Origin of the sequence: Vibrio sp. 10N.222.52.C3 (assembly GCF_041474195.1) — a bacterium.
Lineage (GTDB): Bacteria > Pseudomonadota > Gammaproteobacteria > Enterobacterales > Vibrionaceae > Vibrio > Vibrio crassostreae_C.
In genome coordinates, this window is sequence record NZ_JBFRTQ010000106.1 from 1 (window position 1) to 18748 (window position 18748).

General features: G+C 45.2%; 14 protein-coding genes. 3 read left to right on the top strand and 11 right to left on the bottom strand.

Annotated elements, in window-relative coordinates:
- Positions 1–97: 97 nt before the first annotated feature.
- Positions 98–3460 (bottom strand): helix-turn-helix domain-containing protein, encoded by a 3363-nt coding sequence (locus AB4517_RS16415; protein ID WP_372148808.1) that lies wholly within the window; start codon positions 3458–3460, stop codon positions 98–100.
- 269 nt (positions 3461–3729) lie between these two features.
- Complete coding sequence (gene znuA / locus AB4517_RS16420) at positions 3730–4620, bottom strand: zinc ABC transporter substrate-binding protein ZnuA (RefSeq protein WP_017067380.1); 891 nt, start codon at positions 4618–4620, stop codon at positions 3730–3732.
- Positions 4621–4703: 83 nt separating this feature from the next.
- Here znuA and znuC point away from each other — a divergent pair, with 83 nt between their 5' ends.
- Together znuC and znuB are read left to right on the top strand one after the other, a co-directional pair.
- On the top strand, positions 4704–5483 hold the full coding sequence (gene znuC, locus AB4517_RS16425) for a zinc ABC transporter ATP-binding protein ZnuC (RefSeq protein ID WP_017061943.1): 780 nt from the start codon (positions 4704–4706) through the stop codon (positions 5481–5483).
- Positions 5483–6268 carry a zinc ABC transporter permease subunit ZnuB gene (znuB, locus tag AB4517_RS16430; RefSeq protein ID WP_017061944.1) on the top strand — a complete coding sequence of 262 codons (786 nt, stop codon included), beginning with the start codon at positions 5483–5485 and terminating at the stop codon, positions 6266–6268. Before znuC ends, znuB begins: the two co-directional genes overlap by 1 nt.
- A 114-nt stretch (positions 6269–6382) precedes the next feature.
- On the opposite strand, the gene sucD is transcribed toward znuB, so the two are convergent.
- The 8 genes from sucD to sdhC all read right to left on the bottom strand — a co-directional run bounded on the left by sucD (position 6383) and on the right by sdhC (position 15998).
- Positions 6383–7255, bottom strand: coding sequence for a succinate--CoA ligase subunit alpha (gene sucD, locus AB4517_RS16435; RefSeq protein ID WP_004734209.1), 873 nt, complete (start codon positions 7253–7255; stop codon positions 6383–6385).
- Entirely contained in the window at positions 7255–8421 is a 1167-nt protein-coding gene (gene sucC, locus AB4517_RS16440; protein ID WP_010436793.1) for an ADP-forming succinate--CoA ligase subunit beta, read from the bottom strand. The genes sucD and sucC overlap by 1 nt, the downstream gene beginning before the upstream one ends.
- Before the next feature lie 206 nt (positions 8422–8627).
- Entirely contained in the window at positions 8628–9836 is a 1209-nt protein-coding gene (gene odhB, locus AB4517_RS16445) for a 2-oxoglutarate dehydrogenase complex dihydrolipoyllysine-residue succinyltransferase (RefSeq protein WP_017056410.1), read from the bottom strand.
- Positions 9837–9857: 21 nt separating this feature from the next.
- Positions 9858–12674 carry a 2-oxoglutarate dehydrogenase E1 component gene (sucA, locus tag AB4517_RS16450; protein ID WP_017061946.1) on the bottom strand — a complete coding sequence of 939 codons (2817 nt, stop codon included), beginning with the start codon at positions 12672–12674 and terminating at the stop codon, positions 9858–9860.
- 97 nt (positions 12675–12771) lie between these two features.
- On the bottom strand, positions 12772–13485 hold the full coding sequence (locus tag AB4517_RS16455; protein WP_010436773.1) for a succinate dehydrogenase iron-sulfur subunit: 714 nt from the start codon (positions 13483–13485) through the stop codon (positions 12772–12774).
- A 12-nt stretch (positions 13486–13497) separates the two neighbouring features.
- Positions 13498–15264: a succinate dehydrogenase flavoprotein subunit gene (gene sdhA, locus AB4517_RS16460; RefSeq protein WP_017061947.1), complete on the bottom strand. Its 1767-nt coding sequence runs from the start codon at positions 15262–15264 to the stop codon at positions 13498–13500.
- Positions 15265–15612, bottom strand: coding sequence for a succinate dehydrogenase, hydrophobic membrane anchor protein (gene sdhD / locus AB4517_RS16465; RefSeq protein ID WP_010436768.1), 348 nt, complete (start codon positions 15610–15612; stop codon positions 15265–15267).
- The gene (sdhC, locus tag AB4517_RS16470) at positions 15606–15998 is read right to left on the bottom strand and encodes a succinate dehydrogenase cytochrome b556 subunit (RefSeq protein ID WP_017061948.1); all 393 of its coding nucleotides are present in this window, start codon (positions 15996–15998) and stop codon (positions 15606–15608) included. Before sdhC ends, sdhD begins: the two co-directional genes overlap by 7 nt.
- Positions 15999–16415: 417 nt before the next feature.
- On the opposite strand from sdhC, the gene AB4517_RS16475 reads away from it, so the two are divergent.
- Positions 16416–17705 (top strand): citrate synthase, encoded by a 1290-nt coding sequence (locus AB4517_RS16475; RefSeq protein ID WP_017061949.1) that lies wholly within the window; start codon positions 16416–16418, stop codon positions 17703–17705.
- Positions 17706–17953: 248 nt separating this feature from the next.
- Here the strand turns inward: AB4517_RS16475 and AB4517_RS16480 are convergent, their stop codons facing one another.
- Positions 17954–18712 (bottom strand): Nif3-like dinuclear metal center hexameric protein, encoded by a 759-nt coding sequence (locus tag AB4517_RS16480; protein WP_372148810.1) that lies wholly within the window; start codon positions 18710–18712, stop codon positions 17954–17956.
- Positions 18713–18748 lie beyond the last annotated feature (36 nt).

An 18748-nucleotide genomic window follows, 5' to 3' on the forward strand; every position in this document is an offset into this window, starting at 1 on the left:
TCGTATCTCGTATCTCGTAGAAGCATAAGAAAGCCCCAACACGAATGTCGAGGCTAAAGTATCTTTATTTATGTTCTAGCTGAGTATCCGCTGCGTGCTACTCTTCGTTGTTTTCAGCAAACTTAGATGGTGACATGCCAAAGTGGTGCTTAAACCTTTGACTGAAATAGGAAGGGTCATTGAACCCCGAATCAAACGCCACATCAGAGATCTTCTCTCCAGCGAGTAAGCGCTCACACGCATGCTCTAGACGTACTTCATTCAAGTGCTCTTTGAAGGTCTTGTTGTAAGCCGATTTAAAGCGTCTCTGTAAGCTTCTCTCAGACATAAACAAATACTTAGCGGCAGTTGCAGTACTGAACTCGGCATCAGCGTAGTTTTCACTCACAAGCTGCGACACTCTGTTCTTCCACTCTTGTTCCGCTGTCAGTTTTTGTTGCTCTGGTGTTGAGGCGGCAAGCTTAATGGTTTCAATCTGTTCAATTGTGCTGGCTTCAAGATTGTCGAGTACTTGATACTCAATTGGCCACGAAAGCTGAACCTTATTTTGAGACTCCGAAACAAAGGCATTAAGCTCGCCACCGCTCTGATTCATCAATAGCGGCAGCTTTTCGATGTTAAGGTCGGTCGACTTTCCGGTATTGTCACCCATGCTTGATGCCAGCTTAGGGAAAGGCATGCCATGATCTCGAATGGTTACAACAAGATGCTCCTTAACCTCTTCAACCAGAACCACCATACTCTGCGACTTAAAGTTTCTCTTGATGATGCTCCCGACCAAGCTATTGAAGATAATATCGAGATTAAAATACAGCAACGAGACATATCGTTGTTTTGTTTCGACTTTAATATCCAGTTCAATACCGGCTTTGGTTAAGTCATCCTGCCAAGCTTTGAGTACCACCTCTAAGATTAAAATTATATCGTAACAAACTTGCCCTTCTCCTTGAGGCGTATTACTCAATTGAGCTAAGCCATTTTTCAAGGTTAGAATCGGCGACTTCCCGATCTCGTCATTCCAATTCGGGAGCATCGCAGCAATATGATTCACTTCAGAAGAGAGTTCATTGGCAGTGTGAGACACAAGCGCATTCTTCACGGATAGCTGCTTTTTAAGCTGTTGATTAGTGGCGAGTAATATCCGGCTTTGGTGCCTCAATTGGTCTGTCTTCAGTGCAACTTGCGCTTTTAAGTGCCGGTTGGCAAAAGTGACATAACGCGAACGCCAAAAGACTAAGATAGTCACAACGCCAATCAGTAATATCAGAGAGCTTGCTGCAGCCCAATTGGTCAGATACCAAGGCTCCGCAATCGAGAAGCTTTGATTGGTTGACACAAAGCGATAATGGGAGCCTTTAACCGGCTTCACTTCAAGTGTGTAATCCCCTGGAAGAAGATGATCGAGCGTTAACAAGCCCCCTTCAAACTCACTCCAAGGTTCATCGTCGCTCAGTCGGTATTCCATCGCAGGTGCGAACGTTGCTGGTAAGATACCTAGCTTAAACCCCATCGATGAACCATAAGGAATCTCATCCAGCTCTGCCGTTTTCCCGCCAAGTGATACCGTTTGTTGGTCGACACTTATCTTACTCAACAAGGCACGGCTATGAGGTGTAGTTGATACCAGTAACTCGTTAGATAACGCGCTGACTACACCATACTTTGAGCCGAAAACAAGCCTCGAAGGTTGGCTATCTTGACTGTAAAAAAGAGCACACGCTCCTGCCGCCAGTTCATTGGTGATCAAACCAAATGGCGAACCTATGTGTTTATGCAGTTGCCCATCCAATCCGTAATAACTGATGCCTTTCGAAGAGCCTAACCAAACACCATTGTCATCGCTTATCAGGCAGTTGGGGCTAATATTGTCTTCAACAAGAGTGATTTCTTGAATAATAGAGCTGTCATCCGGGATTCGATACACGCCATAACTGCTCGCAAACCACTGCGCTCCATCCTTCGCTTTTTCAATATCGACGACTTTGCCAAACCGTTCGCTGGAACGACTAAAGCTAATTCGTTTATCAATGAACGAGTAGAAGCCATGATCCGTTCCTATATAGATGCGACCTAGCAAGCCTACATTGAGAGCGGTGATCTTCGCAGGCAAGAACTTGTCGACTAACCAGTCAGTGCCATAACTCGTCAGTTTCATGGTTTCGATAGATAACGAATAGAGGTTTTGCCCAGAGGTCATCCAAAGAACGTTATCGGCTTGAAGCGCAAGGTTTTCAACACGCACTCCCTCAATTGGCCTTGGTAAATCAAGGGCTTCGGGTTGTAGTGTTTCCGTATTTAGACTGATGATACCTTGTTCGGTCGCCAACCAAATGGAAGAGCCAAAGATCTCAAAATCATTAACAGGGTTAGAGTAAACACGAATTGGGTTCTCTTCACTTTCAGAATCAACCAAGTAGAGCCCCATTGAAGACGCGACCCAAGATAACTGGTCACTGACAGGCAGTACTTTATTGATCACCACACTACTCGAATGCATGCCCATTCCAGTTAGGGGTGTTCTCGAGAAGGTTTTGCTGAACAGTGAGAAGTATCGGATACCGTTGTTTGTCGCAACCCACATACCACCAGCATGATCGTTTATCAACGAATATATTTTCTCACCCGGTAACGAGAAGTCTTGACTAGCGGCTTGTTCGAATCGAGTAATTTGTCCCGTAATAAAGTTGTAGCTAATAAGGCCGTGCTCTGTACCAATCCAATACTGGTCCGAAGTTTCGGCCAACGAGAGAACATGCGACCCTTTAACGATGGTCTCTTTGTCTGGGTTCGCGAGATCAACAATCACAGCACCATTTAAAGTACCGATCACTAACTCACGTCGAGCATTCGAAAAATAAACCGTCTCAATATGGTTTTTGTCTGATGCGGTGACATGGGTAAACTCTTGATTCTCTGAAAGGTAAACGCCAGAACTGGTCGCTAGCACCCACTTTGATAGTACCCACTCAGCGTCGTTAATCGCAATGTCACTGCTGTTATTGTATCGGTACAGTTTAAGTAGAGAGTAGGTGTTGAATTCTAAAGATTGAGTGTTGTAGGTATAGAAATTACTGCCGTCAGTAACCCAAATATAATCGCCTGATGCACCGATATTCGCTATTTCAGCGCCGGGACTTAGGCTAAACGCCAATTCGTTGCCAATTCCAGGGTTATGTCGATAGACCTCATTGTCGAAAAATGTCCAAAACTCATCGTTCAGAAAGGCGACTCTTTCCGAAGAAAATTGCAGTAAGCTTCCCTTGCGAGGGAATAGAGTTCGACCATCGTAAAAGAGTACTTTTCCATGCACATCATGAACCCAGAGCCCACCTCCGGCACCTAAATACAAGTTTTTAGCCGCAAGGAAATTCCCTTGCGCTTGAACGGGCAAAGGATAGAAAACGGAGGGCGAGGTATTTACCGCTAGAACGCTAAATGAAATGCTCATTAACATGAACATTTTGAAGATAATTCGATACAACTCTTAATCCTGAACAGCAACAACACATGAAATTTTGGGTACCACAACGTCTTATCGTTGCTAAACCAAAAACTGAGTTTTTTTGTGCTTATTATTATCTTTCCATTTTAGCGGAAATTAGAAAAGGAGAAAGGAGGTTTGTTATTTGTTAGGAGGTTTTATCTTAGCGGTCACGAAAATGCCGCAAAAAGCGGCATGATTCATAAATTAACGAGAGCAAAGTAGAGTAAAGAATACTCGTTTATGACTTACTTCTCGTCTAAACAACTTGTATAGCTATCTGTAAGTTGCTGAAGAAAATCGAAATAGCTTCCACTCTTCACTTCAACTGTTGAACCGATAGGGTCAAGCTGACCTTGTTTTGCGTTACTTCCGCGCGTCACTGATTCAATCACAGCAGGAGTGAATTGAGGCTCAGAAAACACACATTGAACGTTTTCACGTACTATCGTTTTCTTAATAGCGATCAGGCTTTTTGCACCCGGCTTACGCTCTGGGCTCACCGTAAAGTGACCTAAGTTATTTAGCTCAAACTCTTGCTCAAAGTAACCATACGCGTCATGAAAAACGTAGTAACCTTTGTCTTTCACGGGTGCAAGTTGCTCTCGAATAGACTGTTGCTTCTCTTTCAATGCAATCAGGAATGAATCGAGATTCTCTTGGTACGCCATTGCGTTGTCTGGATCAGATTCAATCAACTTAGCTGAGATGTATTTTGCAGCTACTTCAACTTGCTCGATACCTAACCAAAAATGCGGGTCATGGCTACCGTGGTGGTGCCCTTCATGTGCATCGTGGTCATGCTCTTCGTGTCCGAACTCTCGCAAGTTGATTCCGGGAATATCACTGATCTTGATAACATTTTCTTTTGAACCAATCACCTTAGTCAGAAAGGCTTCTAGGTCAGGGCCGAACCAGATGACCATATCGGCACTATGAACTTTTTTTACATCCGATGGCTTAAGCGCATAATCATGCGGCGAAGCATTGCTGTTCATCAACACATCCGGCTCACTAACGCCTTGCGTTAATTCTGTCACAATCATTTGAATTGGTTTAAAGCTTGTTAGAATAGTATTGGCACTTGCGACACTTGGCGCTAAAAGCAAAGTAGCAAGTATAAAAGATGAACGTGACATAATCCCTCGATAATAGAAAAGTAGCTTAGGCTTGAGGTAAATGTTACATTATAACATTAGCGAATTGCAAATGAGTTCTATTCATGGATAACTTAATCCAACTAGATTCTGTGAGCGTCGAATTTGACGGTCGAAAAGTTCTAGACAACATCTCTCTAAATTTAGAGCGCGGCAGAATCACCACCCTGATTGGGCCAAACGGTGCAGGAAAGTCGACATTAGTAAAAGTGGTACTGGGTTTACAGACCAAATTTTCAGGCACAATAACAAAAGCTAAAAAACTGAAAATTGGCTATGTACCACAAAAATTAAAGCTCAATGATTCCCTACCGCTCAACGTAGAGCGTTTTCTAAAACTCACTGGCAATTTCAGTCAGCAAGAGATCCTTGAAGCATTGAAGCTTGTTGGTGCTGAACATCTGCAGAAGAGTAACATGCACCAGCTATCTGGCGGAGAAAACCAACGTGTGCTCATTGCTCGTTCATTGCTAAGAAGACCAGATCTACTGGTTCTCGATGAACCGGCTCAAGGCGTCGACGTTCAAGGGCAAATAGACCTGTATGACTTGATTGACACCATTCGCCACCGCTTTGGTTGTGCCGTATTTATGGTTTCACACGATCTGCATTTAGTGATGGCAAAAACAGACGATGTTATCTGTTTACACCACCACATCTGTTGCTCAGGCGCACCTGCAGACATCAAACACCATCCTTCGTATATTGCGCTCTTTGGCACCGCGACCCAAGAGACGCTAGCGTTTTATCATCACCAACACGAACATCACCATCATGATCTCGCAGGCCAGCCTGTCGAAGGCGACGTGCATGAATGTTCAAACCATAAACACGGACACCACTAATGCTTGAGTTTCTTCTTCCCTCTATTTTGGCGGGTTTGGGTATTGCACTAATTGCAGGCCCACTAGGTTCATTCGTGGTGTGGCGTAAGATGGCTTACTTTGGTGACACGCTTGCTCACGCTTCTTTGATGGGCTTAGCACTTGGCTTTCTGTTCAACATTAACTTGTATTTCGCGCTGCTGATTTGTTGTTTGATGCTGGCCGTGTTGCTAGTGACTTTACAAAAACAAAAGCTGGTCGCGACCGATACCCTACTCGGTATTTTGGCGCACAGTGCGCTATCACTTGGTTTGGTTGCTGTCAGTTTCTTAGATAACGTTCGTGTTGACCTAATGAGCTACCTATTTGGTGACTTGCTGGCAGTATCTCCAACGGATTTAGTGTTCATCTATGCGGGTGCTGCTGTGATTGGATTAGTACTTGCTATCTTTTGGCGACCACTACTATCAACGACGGTTAACGAAGATCTCGCGGCGGTTGATGGCATCAACATTGATTTAATGCGTCTGATTCTGATGCTATTGGTCGGTATCGTGATTGCTGTCGGTATGAAGTTTGTTGGTGCGTTAATCATGACATCGCTACTGATTATTCCTGCAGCAACGGCAAGGAAGTTCTCGAGCACACCTGAGCAGATGGCCTTCCTTGCATCAATTATTGGCTCTATCGCTGTATTCGGTGGATTAAGCTTGTCTTGGTTCTATGATACGCCTGCTGGCCCGTCTGTGGTTATCAGTGCGGCAGCAATGTTTATGCTATCTCAAATGGTTAGAAGTCGAGCTTAGCACTTAGCAGTACGATCTCGTATCTCGAAAACATAAAAAAAGGCTTGGTCAGTGACCAAGCCTTTTTAATATCGTTTCAATTAACTTCTATCTCAATCGATAAAAGCCAGCTGATTACCAACCCGTGATTTCACGTAGGCCTTTACCGATGTCAGCAAGAGACTTAACAGTCTTAACGCCTGCTGCTTCTAGTGCTGCGAATTTATCTTCAGCAGTACCTTTACCGCCAGAGATGATTGCGCCTGCGTGGCCCATACGCTTGCCCGGAGGAGCAGTAACACCAGCGATGTAAGATACAACTGGCTTAGTTACGTTTGCTTTGATGAACTCAGCCGCTTCTTCTTCCGCAGTACCACCGATTTCACCAATCATTACGATTGCTTCAGTTTCTGGGTCTTCTTGGAAAAGTTTTAGGATATCAATGAAGTTTGAACCTGGGATAGGGTCACCACCGATACCAACACATGTAGACTGACCAAAGCCTTCATCTGTTGTTTGCTTAACTGCTTCGTACGTCAGAGTACCGCTGCGAGATACGATGCCTACTTTACCCTTCTTGTGGATGTGACCAGGCATGATACCAATCTTACACTCGTCTGGAGTGATAAGACCTGGACAGTTAGGACCGATCATGCGAACGCCAGTTTCTTCTAGCTTCACTTTAACGTCGATCATATCTGTTGTAGGGATACCTTCAGTGATCGTTACGATCAGTTCGATACCTGCATCAATCGCTTCTAGGATTGCATCTTTACAGAAAGGAGCTGGTACGTAGATAACTGTTGCTGTTGCGCCAGTTACTTCTACCGCTTCACGTACTGTGTTGAATACTGGAAGGCCTAGGTGAGTTTGACCACCTTTACCAGGTGAAACACCACCAACCATTTGCGTACCGTATGCGATAGCTTGGTCTGAGTGGAATGTACCTTGACCGCCAGTGAAACCCTGACAGATTACTTTAGTGTCTTTGTTAATTAATACAGACATTATTTAGCCTCCGCAGCAGCAACAACTTTCTGAGCAGCATCTGTTAGAGATTCAGCTGCAATGATATCAACATCAGAATTAGCAAGTACTTCGCGACCTAGGTCTGCGTTTGTACCTTCTAGACGAACAACTACAGGAACTGTTACGCCGACTTCTTTAACTGCACCGATAATACCTTCAGCGATCATGTCACAACGAACGATGCCACCGAAAATGTTTACGAGTACTGCTTTAACATTGTCATCAGAAAGGATGATCTTGAATGCTTCAGCTACACGCTCTTTAGTCGCGCCGCCGCCTACATCAAGGAAGTTTGCTGGCTTGCCGCCGTGTAGGTTTACGATATCCATCGTACCCATCGCAAGGCCTGCACCGTTAACCATACAGCCAACGTTGCCATCTAGTGCTACGTAGTTCAGTTCCCACTGTGCTGCGTGTGCTTCGCGCTCATCTTCTTGAGATGGATCGTGCATTTCACGAAGTTTAGGCTGACGGTACATCGCGTTTGAGTCGATGTTGATCTTGCCGTCTAGACAAAGCAGGTTGCCTTCGCCAGTAATTACAAGCGGGTTGATTTCTAGTAGAGCTAGGTCGTACTGAGAGAACATTTGGCCAAGACCCATGAAGATCTTAACGAACTGTTTGATTTGATCGCCAACTAGACCAAGTTTGAACGCCAGTTCACGGCCTTGGTAAGCTTGAGGGCCTACTAGAGGATCGATCGCTGATTGGTGAATCAACTCTGGAGTTTCTTCAGCGATTTTCTCAATGTCCACACCGCCTTCAGTTGACGCCATGAATACAATTTTACGCGTTGCGCGGTCAACAACAGCACCTAGGTAAAGTTCGTTAGCAATGTTTGATGCTTCTTCAACTAGGATCTTAGTTACAGGCTGACCATTAGCGTCTGTTTGGTAAGTCACTAGGTTTTTACCTAGCCACTTTTGTGCAAACTCTTTAACGCCTTCTTTGGTGTCATGTAGCTCTACGCCGCCCGCTTTACCGCGGCCACCAGCGTGTACTTGACACTTAACGACTTTCTTGGCTGTACTGATACGACCTGCAGCTTCGAAAGCTTCTTGTGCAGTATCACATGCGAAACCTTCTGGTACAGGCAAACCGAATTCTGCAAACAGCTGTTTGGCTTGGTATTCATGCAAATTCATTTTGATATTCCGTTTATTTTCCCTTAAGGGATTATTATTTCCATAACGACACAGTTTCCTGTGTTACGTCTGTAGGGTCTTCTCAAAACAACTGCTGTCCATTTTCTAATGGCTTTACAGTTCAATTGAAGGCCAGACGTTGAGCAGCCTAGCCTTTGAAACTTTTTACGTCTAGCTAACGGGGTTAACTAGACGTTTTAGCGATACTAAACGTCTAATAGCAGACGTGCAGGATCTTCTAGAAGCTCTTTGATGGTCACTAGGAAGCCAACTGATTCACGGCCATCGATTAGACGGTGGTCGTAAGAAAGCGCTAGGTACATCATTGGTAGAATCTCTACCTTGCCATCAACAGCCATTGGACGGTCTTGGATTTTGTGCATACCCAAAATTGCCGCTTGAGGCGGGTTGATGATTGGCGTAGACATTAGAGAACCAAATACACCACCGTTTGTGATAGTGAAGTTGCCGCCCATCAGTTCATCAACCGTTAGCTTGCCGTCACGACCTTTGATTGCTAGCTCTTTGATGCCTTTTTCGATATCAGCGAAACCTAGTGTGTCACAGTCTTTGAGTACTGGAGTCACTAGACCACGTGGCGTAGATACCGCCATGCTGATGTCGAAGTAGTTGTGGTAAACGATATCTGTACCATCAATAGAAGCGTTCACTTCTGGGAAACGCTTCAGTGCTTCTGTTACTGCTTTCACGTAGAAAGACATGAAGCCAAGACGCGTATCGTGACGTTTCTCGAATTGGTCTTTGTACTGCTTACGAAGGTCCATGATTGGCTTCATGTTCACTTCGTTGAAAGTAGTCAGCATTGCTGTGCTGTTTTTCGCTTCTAGAAGACGGTTTGCAACTGTCTTACGCAGGCGAGTCATAGGCACGCGTTTTTGGCTGCGAGCCGCTGCTGGCGCTTCAACTGCTGGTGCAGATGCTGCTGCCGGAGCCGCTTTCGCTGCTGCTAGGTGTGCGTCGATGTCTTCACGAGTAATACGACCACCAACACCAGTGCCTTTAACGTCAGCTGGTTGTAGGTTGTGCTCAGCAAGCAGGCGACGAACAGCTGGGCTTAGTGCGTCGTTGTTCTCTTCTGTTAGCGCAGCTTTATGGCGCTTATCAGGAGATGCTTCTGTATCTTCAGTGGTGTCTTTCGTTGGTTCACCAGCGACAGCACCCGGCTTGATTTTAGCCAAAAGCTGCTTAGAAAGTACCGTAGCACCCTCTTCTTCGATGATAGCTTCCAGAACACCCGCTTCAGGAGCCGGTACTTCTAGAACTACTTTATCTGTTTCGATATCTACAATGACTTCATCACGTGCAACCGCTTCGCCCGGTTTTTTGTGCCAAGTAGCAACTGTTGCATCAGCCACAGATTCAGGTAAATCTGGAACCAGAATTTCAATTGTCATGTGCGTATTTTCCTTTTACTTCTAGTTCTTAAGTAGGGTCAAAGCGTCGTCAACTAACGCTTTTTGTTGTTTCAAGTGTACTGACATATAGCCAACAGCTGGTGATGCTGATGCAGGACGACCTGCGTATTGAATATCAGCACCTACTGGGATAGCAGCTCGGAAATTATGTTGGCTACTGTACCAAGCACCTTGGTTTTGTGGCTCTTCTTGACACCAAACGTAATCGACTACATTTGTGTACTGTGCGATGGCAGCTCTCACGTCCTCATAAGGGAACGGGTAAAGTTGCTCAATACGTACAATAGCGACATCGTCTTGCTCGTTCTTACGTCTTTGGTCAAGCAGGTCAAAGTAAACCTTACCTGAACAGAACACGACGCGTTTTACGTTCTCAGGAGCCAGATCATCAATTTCTGCGATAGCTGGTTGGAACGTGCCTTCTGCCAAATCTTCAAGAGAAGAAGTACACAGAGGGTGACGAAGCAATGACTTAGGTGACATTACAATCAGTGGACGACGCATTGGTCGAACAACCTGACGGCGAATCATGTGGTAAACCTGAGCTGGTGTTGAAGGAACAACAACCTGCATGTTTTGTTCAGCACATAACTGAAGGTAACGCTCAAGACGTGCAGAAGAGTGCTCCGGGCCTTGGCCTTCATAACCGTGAGGAAGCAGCATAGTTAGACCACATAGACGTGCCCACTTTTGCTCACCTGATGAAATGAATTGGTCGATAACAACTTGTGCACCGTTTGCGAAGTCACCAAATTGAGCTTCCCAAAGGGTTAGACCGCTTGGCTCTGCTGTCGCGTAACCATACTCAAATGCGAGTACCGCTTCTTCAGATAACACAGAGTCAAACACTTGGAATGGCCCTTGTTTATCATGAATGTTCGCAAGAGGAACATACGTGCTTGCATCTGATTGATTGTGCAGTACTGAGTGACGGTGGAAGAACGTACCACGACCTGAATCTTGGCCTGAGATACGAATACGCTTACCGTCGTCAACAAGTGTTGCGTATGCCAGAGTTTCAGCCATACCCCAATCGACTTGTTTCTCACCATTCACCATGGCAGTACGATCGTTGTACAGTTTATTTACTCGGCTTTGCAGCTTGTGGCTGTCCGGGTATTGACAAAGTTTGGTACCAAGCTCTTTCAGGCGCTCGATATCAATCTTGTTATCCCACTCGATGTTCCAGTCGTGACCTAGGTAAGGAGACCAGTCTACTGAGTGAAGTGCCATTGGACGCCACTCTTTAACCACAACTTCACCGTGATCAAGTGCATCACGATATTCGTTAACTAGCTGAGTTGCTGTATCAATACCAAACTCACCGCGCTCCATTAGCACGTCAGCGTAAAGCTTACGTGGTGTTGGGTGCTTCTTGATTTTTTGGTACATCAAAGGCTGTGTTGCATTCGGCTCATCGGCTTCATTGTGACCGTGGCGACGGTAACAAACCAAATCAATAACAACATCACGCTTAAACGTATTACGGTAATCCAATGCAAGACGCGCAACAAACGCAACCGCTTCTGGATCATCAGAGTTAACGTGGAAAATCGGAGCCTGAACCATCTTCGCGATATCGGTACAGTACATCGTAGAGCGTGTATCGCGAGGGTTAGACGTTGTAAAACCAACTTGGTTGTTTACAACGATACGAACCGTACCACCTACACAGAAACCACGAGCTTGAGACATGTTAAACGTCTCTTGTACTACACCCTGACCAGCGATAGCTGAGTCACCGTGGATAGTAATTGGAAGTACACGGCTACCATCATTATCACCAAGGCGATCTTGACGTGCACGTACTGAACCGATAACTACCGGGTTTACGATTTCTAAGTGAGATGGGTTAAATGCTAGTGCTAAGTGAACGTTGCCGCCTGGCGTTGCGAAGTCCGCAGAGAAGCCTTGGTGGTATTTCACATCACCAGTACCCCACGTGTCATCGTGCTTGCCCGCAAACTCGTCAAACAGGTCTTGTGGCTTTTTACCAAGCACGTTGACCAACATGTTTAGACGACCACGGTGAGCCATACCAACAACAACTTCACGCATGCCTTGTCCGCCAGCATGACGAATAATTTCTTTCGTCATTGGGATAAGAGCATCACCACCTTCCAACGAGAAGCGTTTTGCGCCTGGGAATTTCGCACCAAGATAGCGCTCAAGACCTTCAGCAGCAGTTAGCTCTTCTAGGAAAGCTTGCTTTTCTTCTTTGTTGAAAGAGGGTTGACCAGATACAGACTCTAAACGTTGTTGGATCCAACGCTTTTGCTCTGTATTTGTCATGTGCATGTATTCAGCACCAATAGAGCCACAATACGTTTGCTTTAGAGATTTGTAGAGATCTTTAAGCACCATCGTCTCTTGGCCAATGGCGTAAGAGCCGACGTTGAACGTCTCATTGAGGTCATCTTCGGTAAGAGTGTGGAAAGAAGGGTCCAGTTCATCAACTGTCGCTCTTTTCCATAAACCTAGGGGGTCTAGATTTGCTGCTTGATGCCCTCGGAATCGATAGGCATTAATAAGTTGCAGAACCTTTACTTGTTTCGCATCGACATCTGGATCACTAACTTGGACACTGTAATGCTTTGTTTCTTGAGCGAGTCGACGGAAGTATTCACGAACGCGAGAGTGTGGTTGTTCCACTGTCTCTGAAGCTTGCACAGGCAGTTCTTCAAAAACACTTCTCCATTCGTCACTTACCGAATCTGGGTCACTTAGATACAGTTCATAGAGTTCTTCTACGTACGTTGCATTGGCGCCAGCCAAGTGTGAAGACTCGAGCCATGCCTTCATCACGCCGTTGTGCATATTTTCCCTTAACCAGTAGTTTTCACGTTTGCTGCGGTCTATGCCGAGCTATTAAAAGGCCGCCCCAAAACTTCTAGGGCGGCAATTTTTATATAACTTAAACCGAACGATTCACTAGCATGGTCTTGATGTGACCAATAGCTTTCGTCGGATTTAATCCCTTAGGACAAACACTTACACAATTCATGATGCCATGGCAACGAAAAACGCTAAATGCATCATCAAGATCGGACAAACGTTCGTCTGTCGCTGTATCTCGGCTATCAATTAGCCAACGGTACGCTGCAAGCAGGCCTGCTGGTCCGATGAATTTGTCAGGGTTCCACCAGAATGATGGGCATGACGTTGTACAACATGCACACATGATACATTCGTACAATCCATCTAAATGAGCACGCTCATCAGGGCTTTGTAAGTTTTCACGAGCCGGTGGCACATTGCCATCAGACACTAAGAATGGCTTCACTTTTTCGTAGTTATCGTAGAACTGAGTCATGTCTACAATCAGGTCACGAACAACGGGTAAGCCAGGCAGTGGGCGAATCACAATCTTGTCTTGGCCCGAAAGCGCAGACAATGGCGTGATACACGCTAGGCCATTTTTACCGTTCATGTTCAAACCATCCGAGCCACATACACCTTCACGGCATGAGCGACGGAATGAGATTGTTGGATCTTGCTCTTTCAACAGAATAAGCGCATCCAAAAGCATCATGTCTGAACCTTCATCCACTTCTAGAGTGTATTCCTTCATATAAGGTTTCTGGTCGACATCTGGATTGTAACGATATAAAGAGAAATTCAGTTTCATGGTCATATCTCCTTAGTACGTACGTGCTTTTGGTGGGAACGCTTCACGATGGATAGGTTCCATGTTTACACCACGCTTAGTCATGCTCTCTGACTCTGGGTTGTAAAGTGAGTGGCATAGCCATTGCTCATCATCACGGTCAGGGAAATCGAATCGAGCGTGTGCGCCACGGCTCTCTGTACGGAAATTTGCAGCAACAGCCGTTGCGAATGCCGTTTCCATCAAGTTTTCAAGCTCTAGACACTCGATACGTTGAGTGTTGAACTCTGTAGACTTATCAGATAGGTGTGCATTTTTCAGACGCTCGCGAATCGCTTTTAGCTCTTCTAGGCCTTCAGCCATTGCTTTGCCTTCACGGAATACTGAGAAGTTGTTCTGCATACATTGCTGAAGATCTTTACGGATTTGCGCTGGATCTTCGCCGTCTGTGCTGTTTTCCCAACGGTTGTAACGCTCTAGTGAACGCTCAATGTCAGCTTCAGTTGCAGGTTTCGCTTCGTCTTGCTTCTTCAGTGTCTCACCTAGGTGTAGACCTGTCGCACGACCAAATACCACTAAATCAAGCAGTGAGTTACCACCTAGACGGTTGGCACCATGTACTGATACTGATGCGATTTCACCACAAGCAAAGAGACCTTGGATTTCAACATCGTTGCCGTCTTCGGTTTGCTTAATAGCTTGACCAGAAACTTGTGTTGGAACACCACCCATCATGTAGTGACATGTAGGGATTACTGGGATTGGCTCTTTCACTGGATCAACGTGAGCAAAGGTACGAGAAAGTTCACATACACCAGGAAGACGAGATTCAAGTGTCTCTTTACCTAGATGATCAAGCTTAAGCTTGATGTGTGGACCCCAAGGGCCATCGCAACCGCGACCTTCACGAATTTCAACCATCATTGAACGAGCAACAACATCACGACCCGCTAAGTCTTTAGCGTTTGGTGCGTAACGTTCCATGAAGCGTTCGCCGTCTTTATTGAGAAGGTAACCACCTTCACCACGACAACCTTCCGTTACCAATACACCTGCACCAGCGATACCCGTCGGGTGGAACTGCCACATTTCGATGTCTTGCATAGGAACGCCAGCACGAATCGCCATACCAACACCGTCACCAGTGTTAATGTGTGCATTGGTTGTTGATGCGTAGATACGACCAGCACCACCAGTCGCAAGGATTGTTGCCTTCGCTTTGAAGTAGCAAACCTCGCCCGTTTCCATACAAAGCGCGGTAGTACCTAAAATTGCACCATCTTCGTTTTTAACAAGATCCAGTGCATACCACTCAGAGAAAACCGTCGTTTTGTGTTTAATGTTTTGTTGGTAAAGCGTATGAAGCAGTGCGTGACCAGTACGGTCGGCTGCAGCTGCGGTACGAGCCGCTTGCTCACCACCAAAGTTTTTAGATTGACCACCGAAAGGACGCTGGTAAATAGTACCGTTCTCAAAACGAGAGAAAGGCAGGCCCATTTTTTCGAGTTCGATTACCGACTCAGGACCGTTTTTACACATGTATTCGATAGCGTCTTGGTCACCGATGTAATCAGAACCTTTTACTGTGTCATACATATGTTGTTCCCAATGGTCTTCATGCGCGTTACCAAGAGCAACAGTGATGCCGCCTTGCGCTGAAACCGTATGAGAACGAGTAGGGAAAACTTTAGAAAGCAATGCACAAGAAAGGCCTTGCTCAGAAATTTGCAGTGCGGCACGCATACCTGCACCACCAGCGCCGATCACTACGGCATCAAACTCACGAACAGGAATAGTCACTTACGCACCCCACAAAATAAACAGACCAGAGAAGAAATATCCAAGAAGAACTGCAACAACACCGACTTGAAGACCAACACGCAGTTTTGCGCACTTGATGTAGTCAGTTAGTACTTGCCATAGGCCGATCCACGCGTGAACCAAAACAGAAGTAAGCGCTAACATGGTGAAGACTTTAGTGAAGGTTCCACCAAAGAATTGCGTCCAAGATGCGTAAGAGATATCACCAGAGAAAGCACAAAAGCTAACTAGGTAGATAGTGTAAAGCGTCATAATGATGGCAGTAGCACGAATCAATAGATAATCGTGGACACCATTACGACCAAAAGTAGAAACGTTGTTTACCATACTAAGATCCCCGCTAGTAGAGACAATACCGCTGTTGCTGCGAATGCAACCTTAGCGCTCTTCGCGCCAGATTCCAGCTCTTCAAAGTGACCAAGGTCCATAAGAAGGTGACGAATACCACCAGCAATGTGGTAAGCCAAAGCGGTTAAAATGCCCCACAGAATAAACTTCACGAAGAAACCATCGACAATGTCGCTAGCTTCGGCAAAGCCTACTGGGGATGAGAGGGAAATGGATAGTAACCAAAGCAAAATTCCAATCGCGACAAAAGTTATCACCCCAGACACACGGTGTAGGATGGAAGCTATTGCTGTGATTGGAAAGTGGATGGTCTGTAAATCTAAATTAACAGGTCTTGTCTTTCTTTCTTTCACGGGCTTGCTCACTCAGCTCCATTGAGCATTATGGTCATTAAATAACCTTATGATATTGTTATGGACAAAATTTGATTGTAAACCTTCAAAATTTAACATTAACTTAACAAATAACCGAAGTTGAGCCTTAGATAATTGTAAAATAATTGTTAACTGCTCGATTAAGAAAGACACCTCACATTTCTTCTTAGCCTTGCATTTATAAGGTTTTAACCAAACTTTTCAGCGTCACTATACGACTGGCAACATTCTAATACAATTGATGTAACAAATAATGCTACACAGACCAGATTTTTAACGAATTTAATGTAAAAAACACTAACAAGTGCACACAAAGCTTCAGAAAAATTGACTTTCCCACGTAAGACCAGTAAAAAAATGGCACATAAACATCCTGGACGGATTAAATAATAAACAAAGGAGATTGTTATGGCGGATAAGAAAGCTACCCTTCACATTGAAGGTCAAGCGCCAATCGAGCTGCCGATTACAGAAGGTGTACTTGGTACTCCAGTGATCGATGTTCGTACACTAGGTTCTAATGGTTTTTTCACTTTTGACCCTGGTTTTCTTGCCACTGCATCCTGTGAGTCTCAAATCACTTTTATTGACGGTGGAAAAGGCATTCTTTTACATCGTGGTTATCCAATCGACCAACTTGCCAATAACGCTGATTACTTAGAAGTATGTTACATACTTCTTTACGGTGAAGCCCCATCTAGAGCTGAGTACGAAAAGTTCAAGACTACCGTGACACGTCACACTATGGTGCACGAGCAAATCGCTAGTTTCTTCCACGGCTTCCGTCGTGACGCTCACCCTATGGCTGTAATGTGTGGTGTTGTAGGCGCTCTAGCGGCGTTCTACCACGACTCACTTGATGTCAACAACGATACACACCGTGAAATTGCGGCATACCGCCTGATTTCAAAAATGCCAACACTGGCTGCAATGTGTTACAAATATTCAATCGGTCAGCCGTTTATCTACCCACGTAACGACCTAGGCTACGCAGAAAACTTCTTACACATGATGTTTGCAAACCCATGTGAAGAGTATGAAGTGAACCCTATCGTTGCTCGTGCAATGGATAAGATTTTCACTCTACATGCTGACCACGAACAGAACGCTTCTACGTCTACAGTGCGTCTTGCTGGTTCATCTGGTGCTAACCCGTTTGCGTGTATCGCAGCAGGTATCGCATCACTTTGGGGCCCAGCTCACGGCGGTGCAAACGAAGCTTGTCTGCGCATGCTTGAAGAGATCGGTAGCGTAGATAACATTGAAGAATACGTTGCGAAAGCAAAAGACAAAGATGACCCATTCCGTTTGATGGGCTTCGGTCACCGTGTTTACAAGAACTACGACCCACGTGCAACAGTAATGCGCGAAGCGTGTCACGAAGTGCTTAAAGAGCTAAACATCCAAGATCCACTACTAGACGTAGCGATGGAACTTGAGCGTATCGCTCTTTCTGATGAGTACTTTGTTTCTAAGAAGCTATACCCGAACGTAGATTTCTACTCAGGTATCATTCTGAAAGCAATCGGTATTCCAGTATCTATGTTTACAGTAATCTTCGCGATGTCTCGTACCATCGGTTGGATTGCTCACTGGAACGAAATGCACAGCGATCCGACGAACCGTATCGGTCGTCCTCGTCAGCTATATACTGGTGAAGAACAACGTGACTTTAAAGCACTTCACGAACGTGAATAGTTGCTATAAATCATAATGTTAAAAGGGGTTGATGTGAGAACATCAACCCCTTTTCTTTTGTACGCTCTCAACCCCGTCATCCTCAAGAATGCGAAGTGAACGAATAAAATAATATCGTCATCCCCAAGAACGAGGGACGAATGAGTTGGGGATCTCCTTAAGCGAGCAGATAAACTATACAGGTTACCTGCTCAATTCTAGAGAACGACGCATACACTCGACTCGTACCCCTTATCTCGCATCTGCTCTTAAACTGGGTTATCGATATCAATAAACTCAACATCCAAGCCATGTTCTTCCGCTAACCATTCACCTAACGCTTTTACACCGTATCGCTCAGTCGCGTGGTGGCCAGCAGCAAAATAATGAATGTCTTGCTCGCGTGCTGAGTAAGTAGTGCGCTCAGAAATTTCACCAGAAATAAAAGCATCAATGCCTTGAGAAGCCGCTAGCTCAATGTAGTCTTGACCACCACCAGTACACCAACCGACGGTCGTTATCATTTTGTCTTGGTTTTCTGGAGCGATATGCAGTGGTTTACGATTTAGAGCTTGATCGATTTTTGCTGCGAATTCAGTACCTGTCATTGGTGTTTTTAATCTACCAAACATAGCAACCGATTGTGGGTGCCCTTCCAAGCCACCTTCTACTTCAATATCAAGCAGTTCAGCGAGTTTGGCGTTGTTACCAAGTTCAGGATGGATATCGAGAGGTAAGTGATAACCCAAAAGGTTAATGTCATTCTTTATCAGAGTGCGAATGCGTTTGCCCTTCATGCCACGAATTGCCTCTGACTCACCTTTCCAAAAGAAACCGTGATGAACCAACAAAGCGTCAGCCTCTAGCTCAACCGCTTTATTAATCAAAGCTTGCGAAGCCGTAACACCAGTAACAATACGCTTGACTTCAGAAGCACCTTCGACTTGAAGGCCATTCGGACAGTAATCTTTAATCTGCTGTGGCTGCAGTTTTTCGTTAAGTAGCTTTTCTAATTGTAAGTTAATCATTTTTCTTTCCAGCTTACCTTTATAATAACGTCGTTA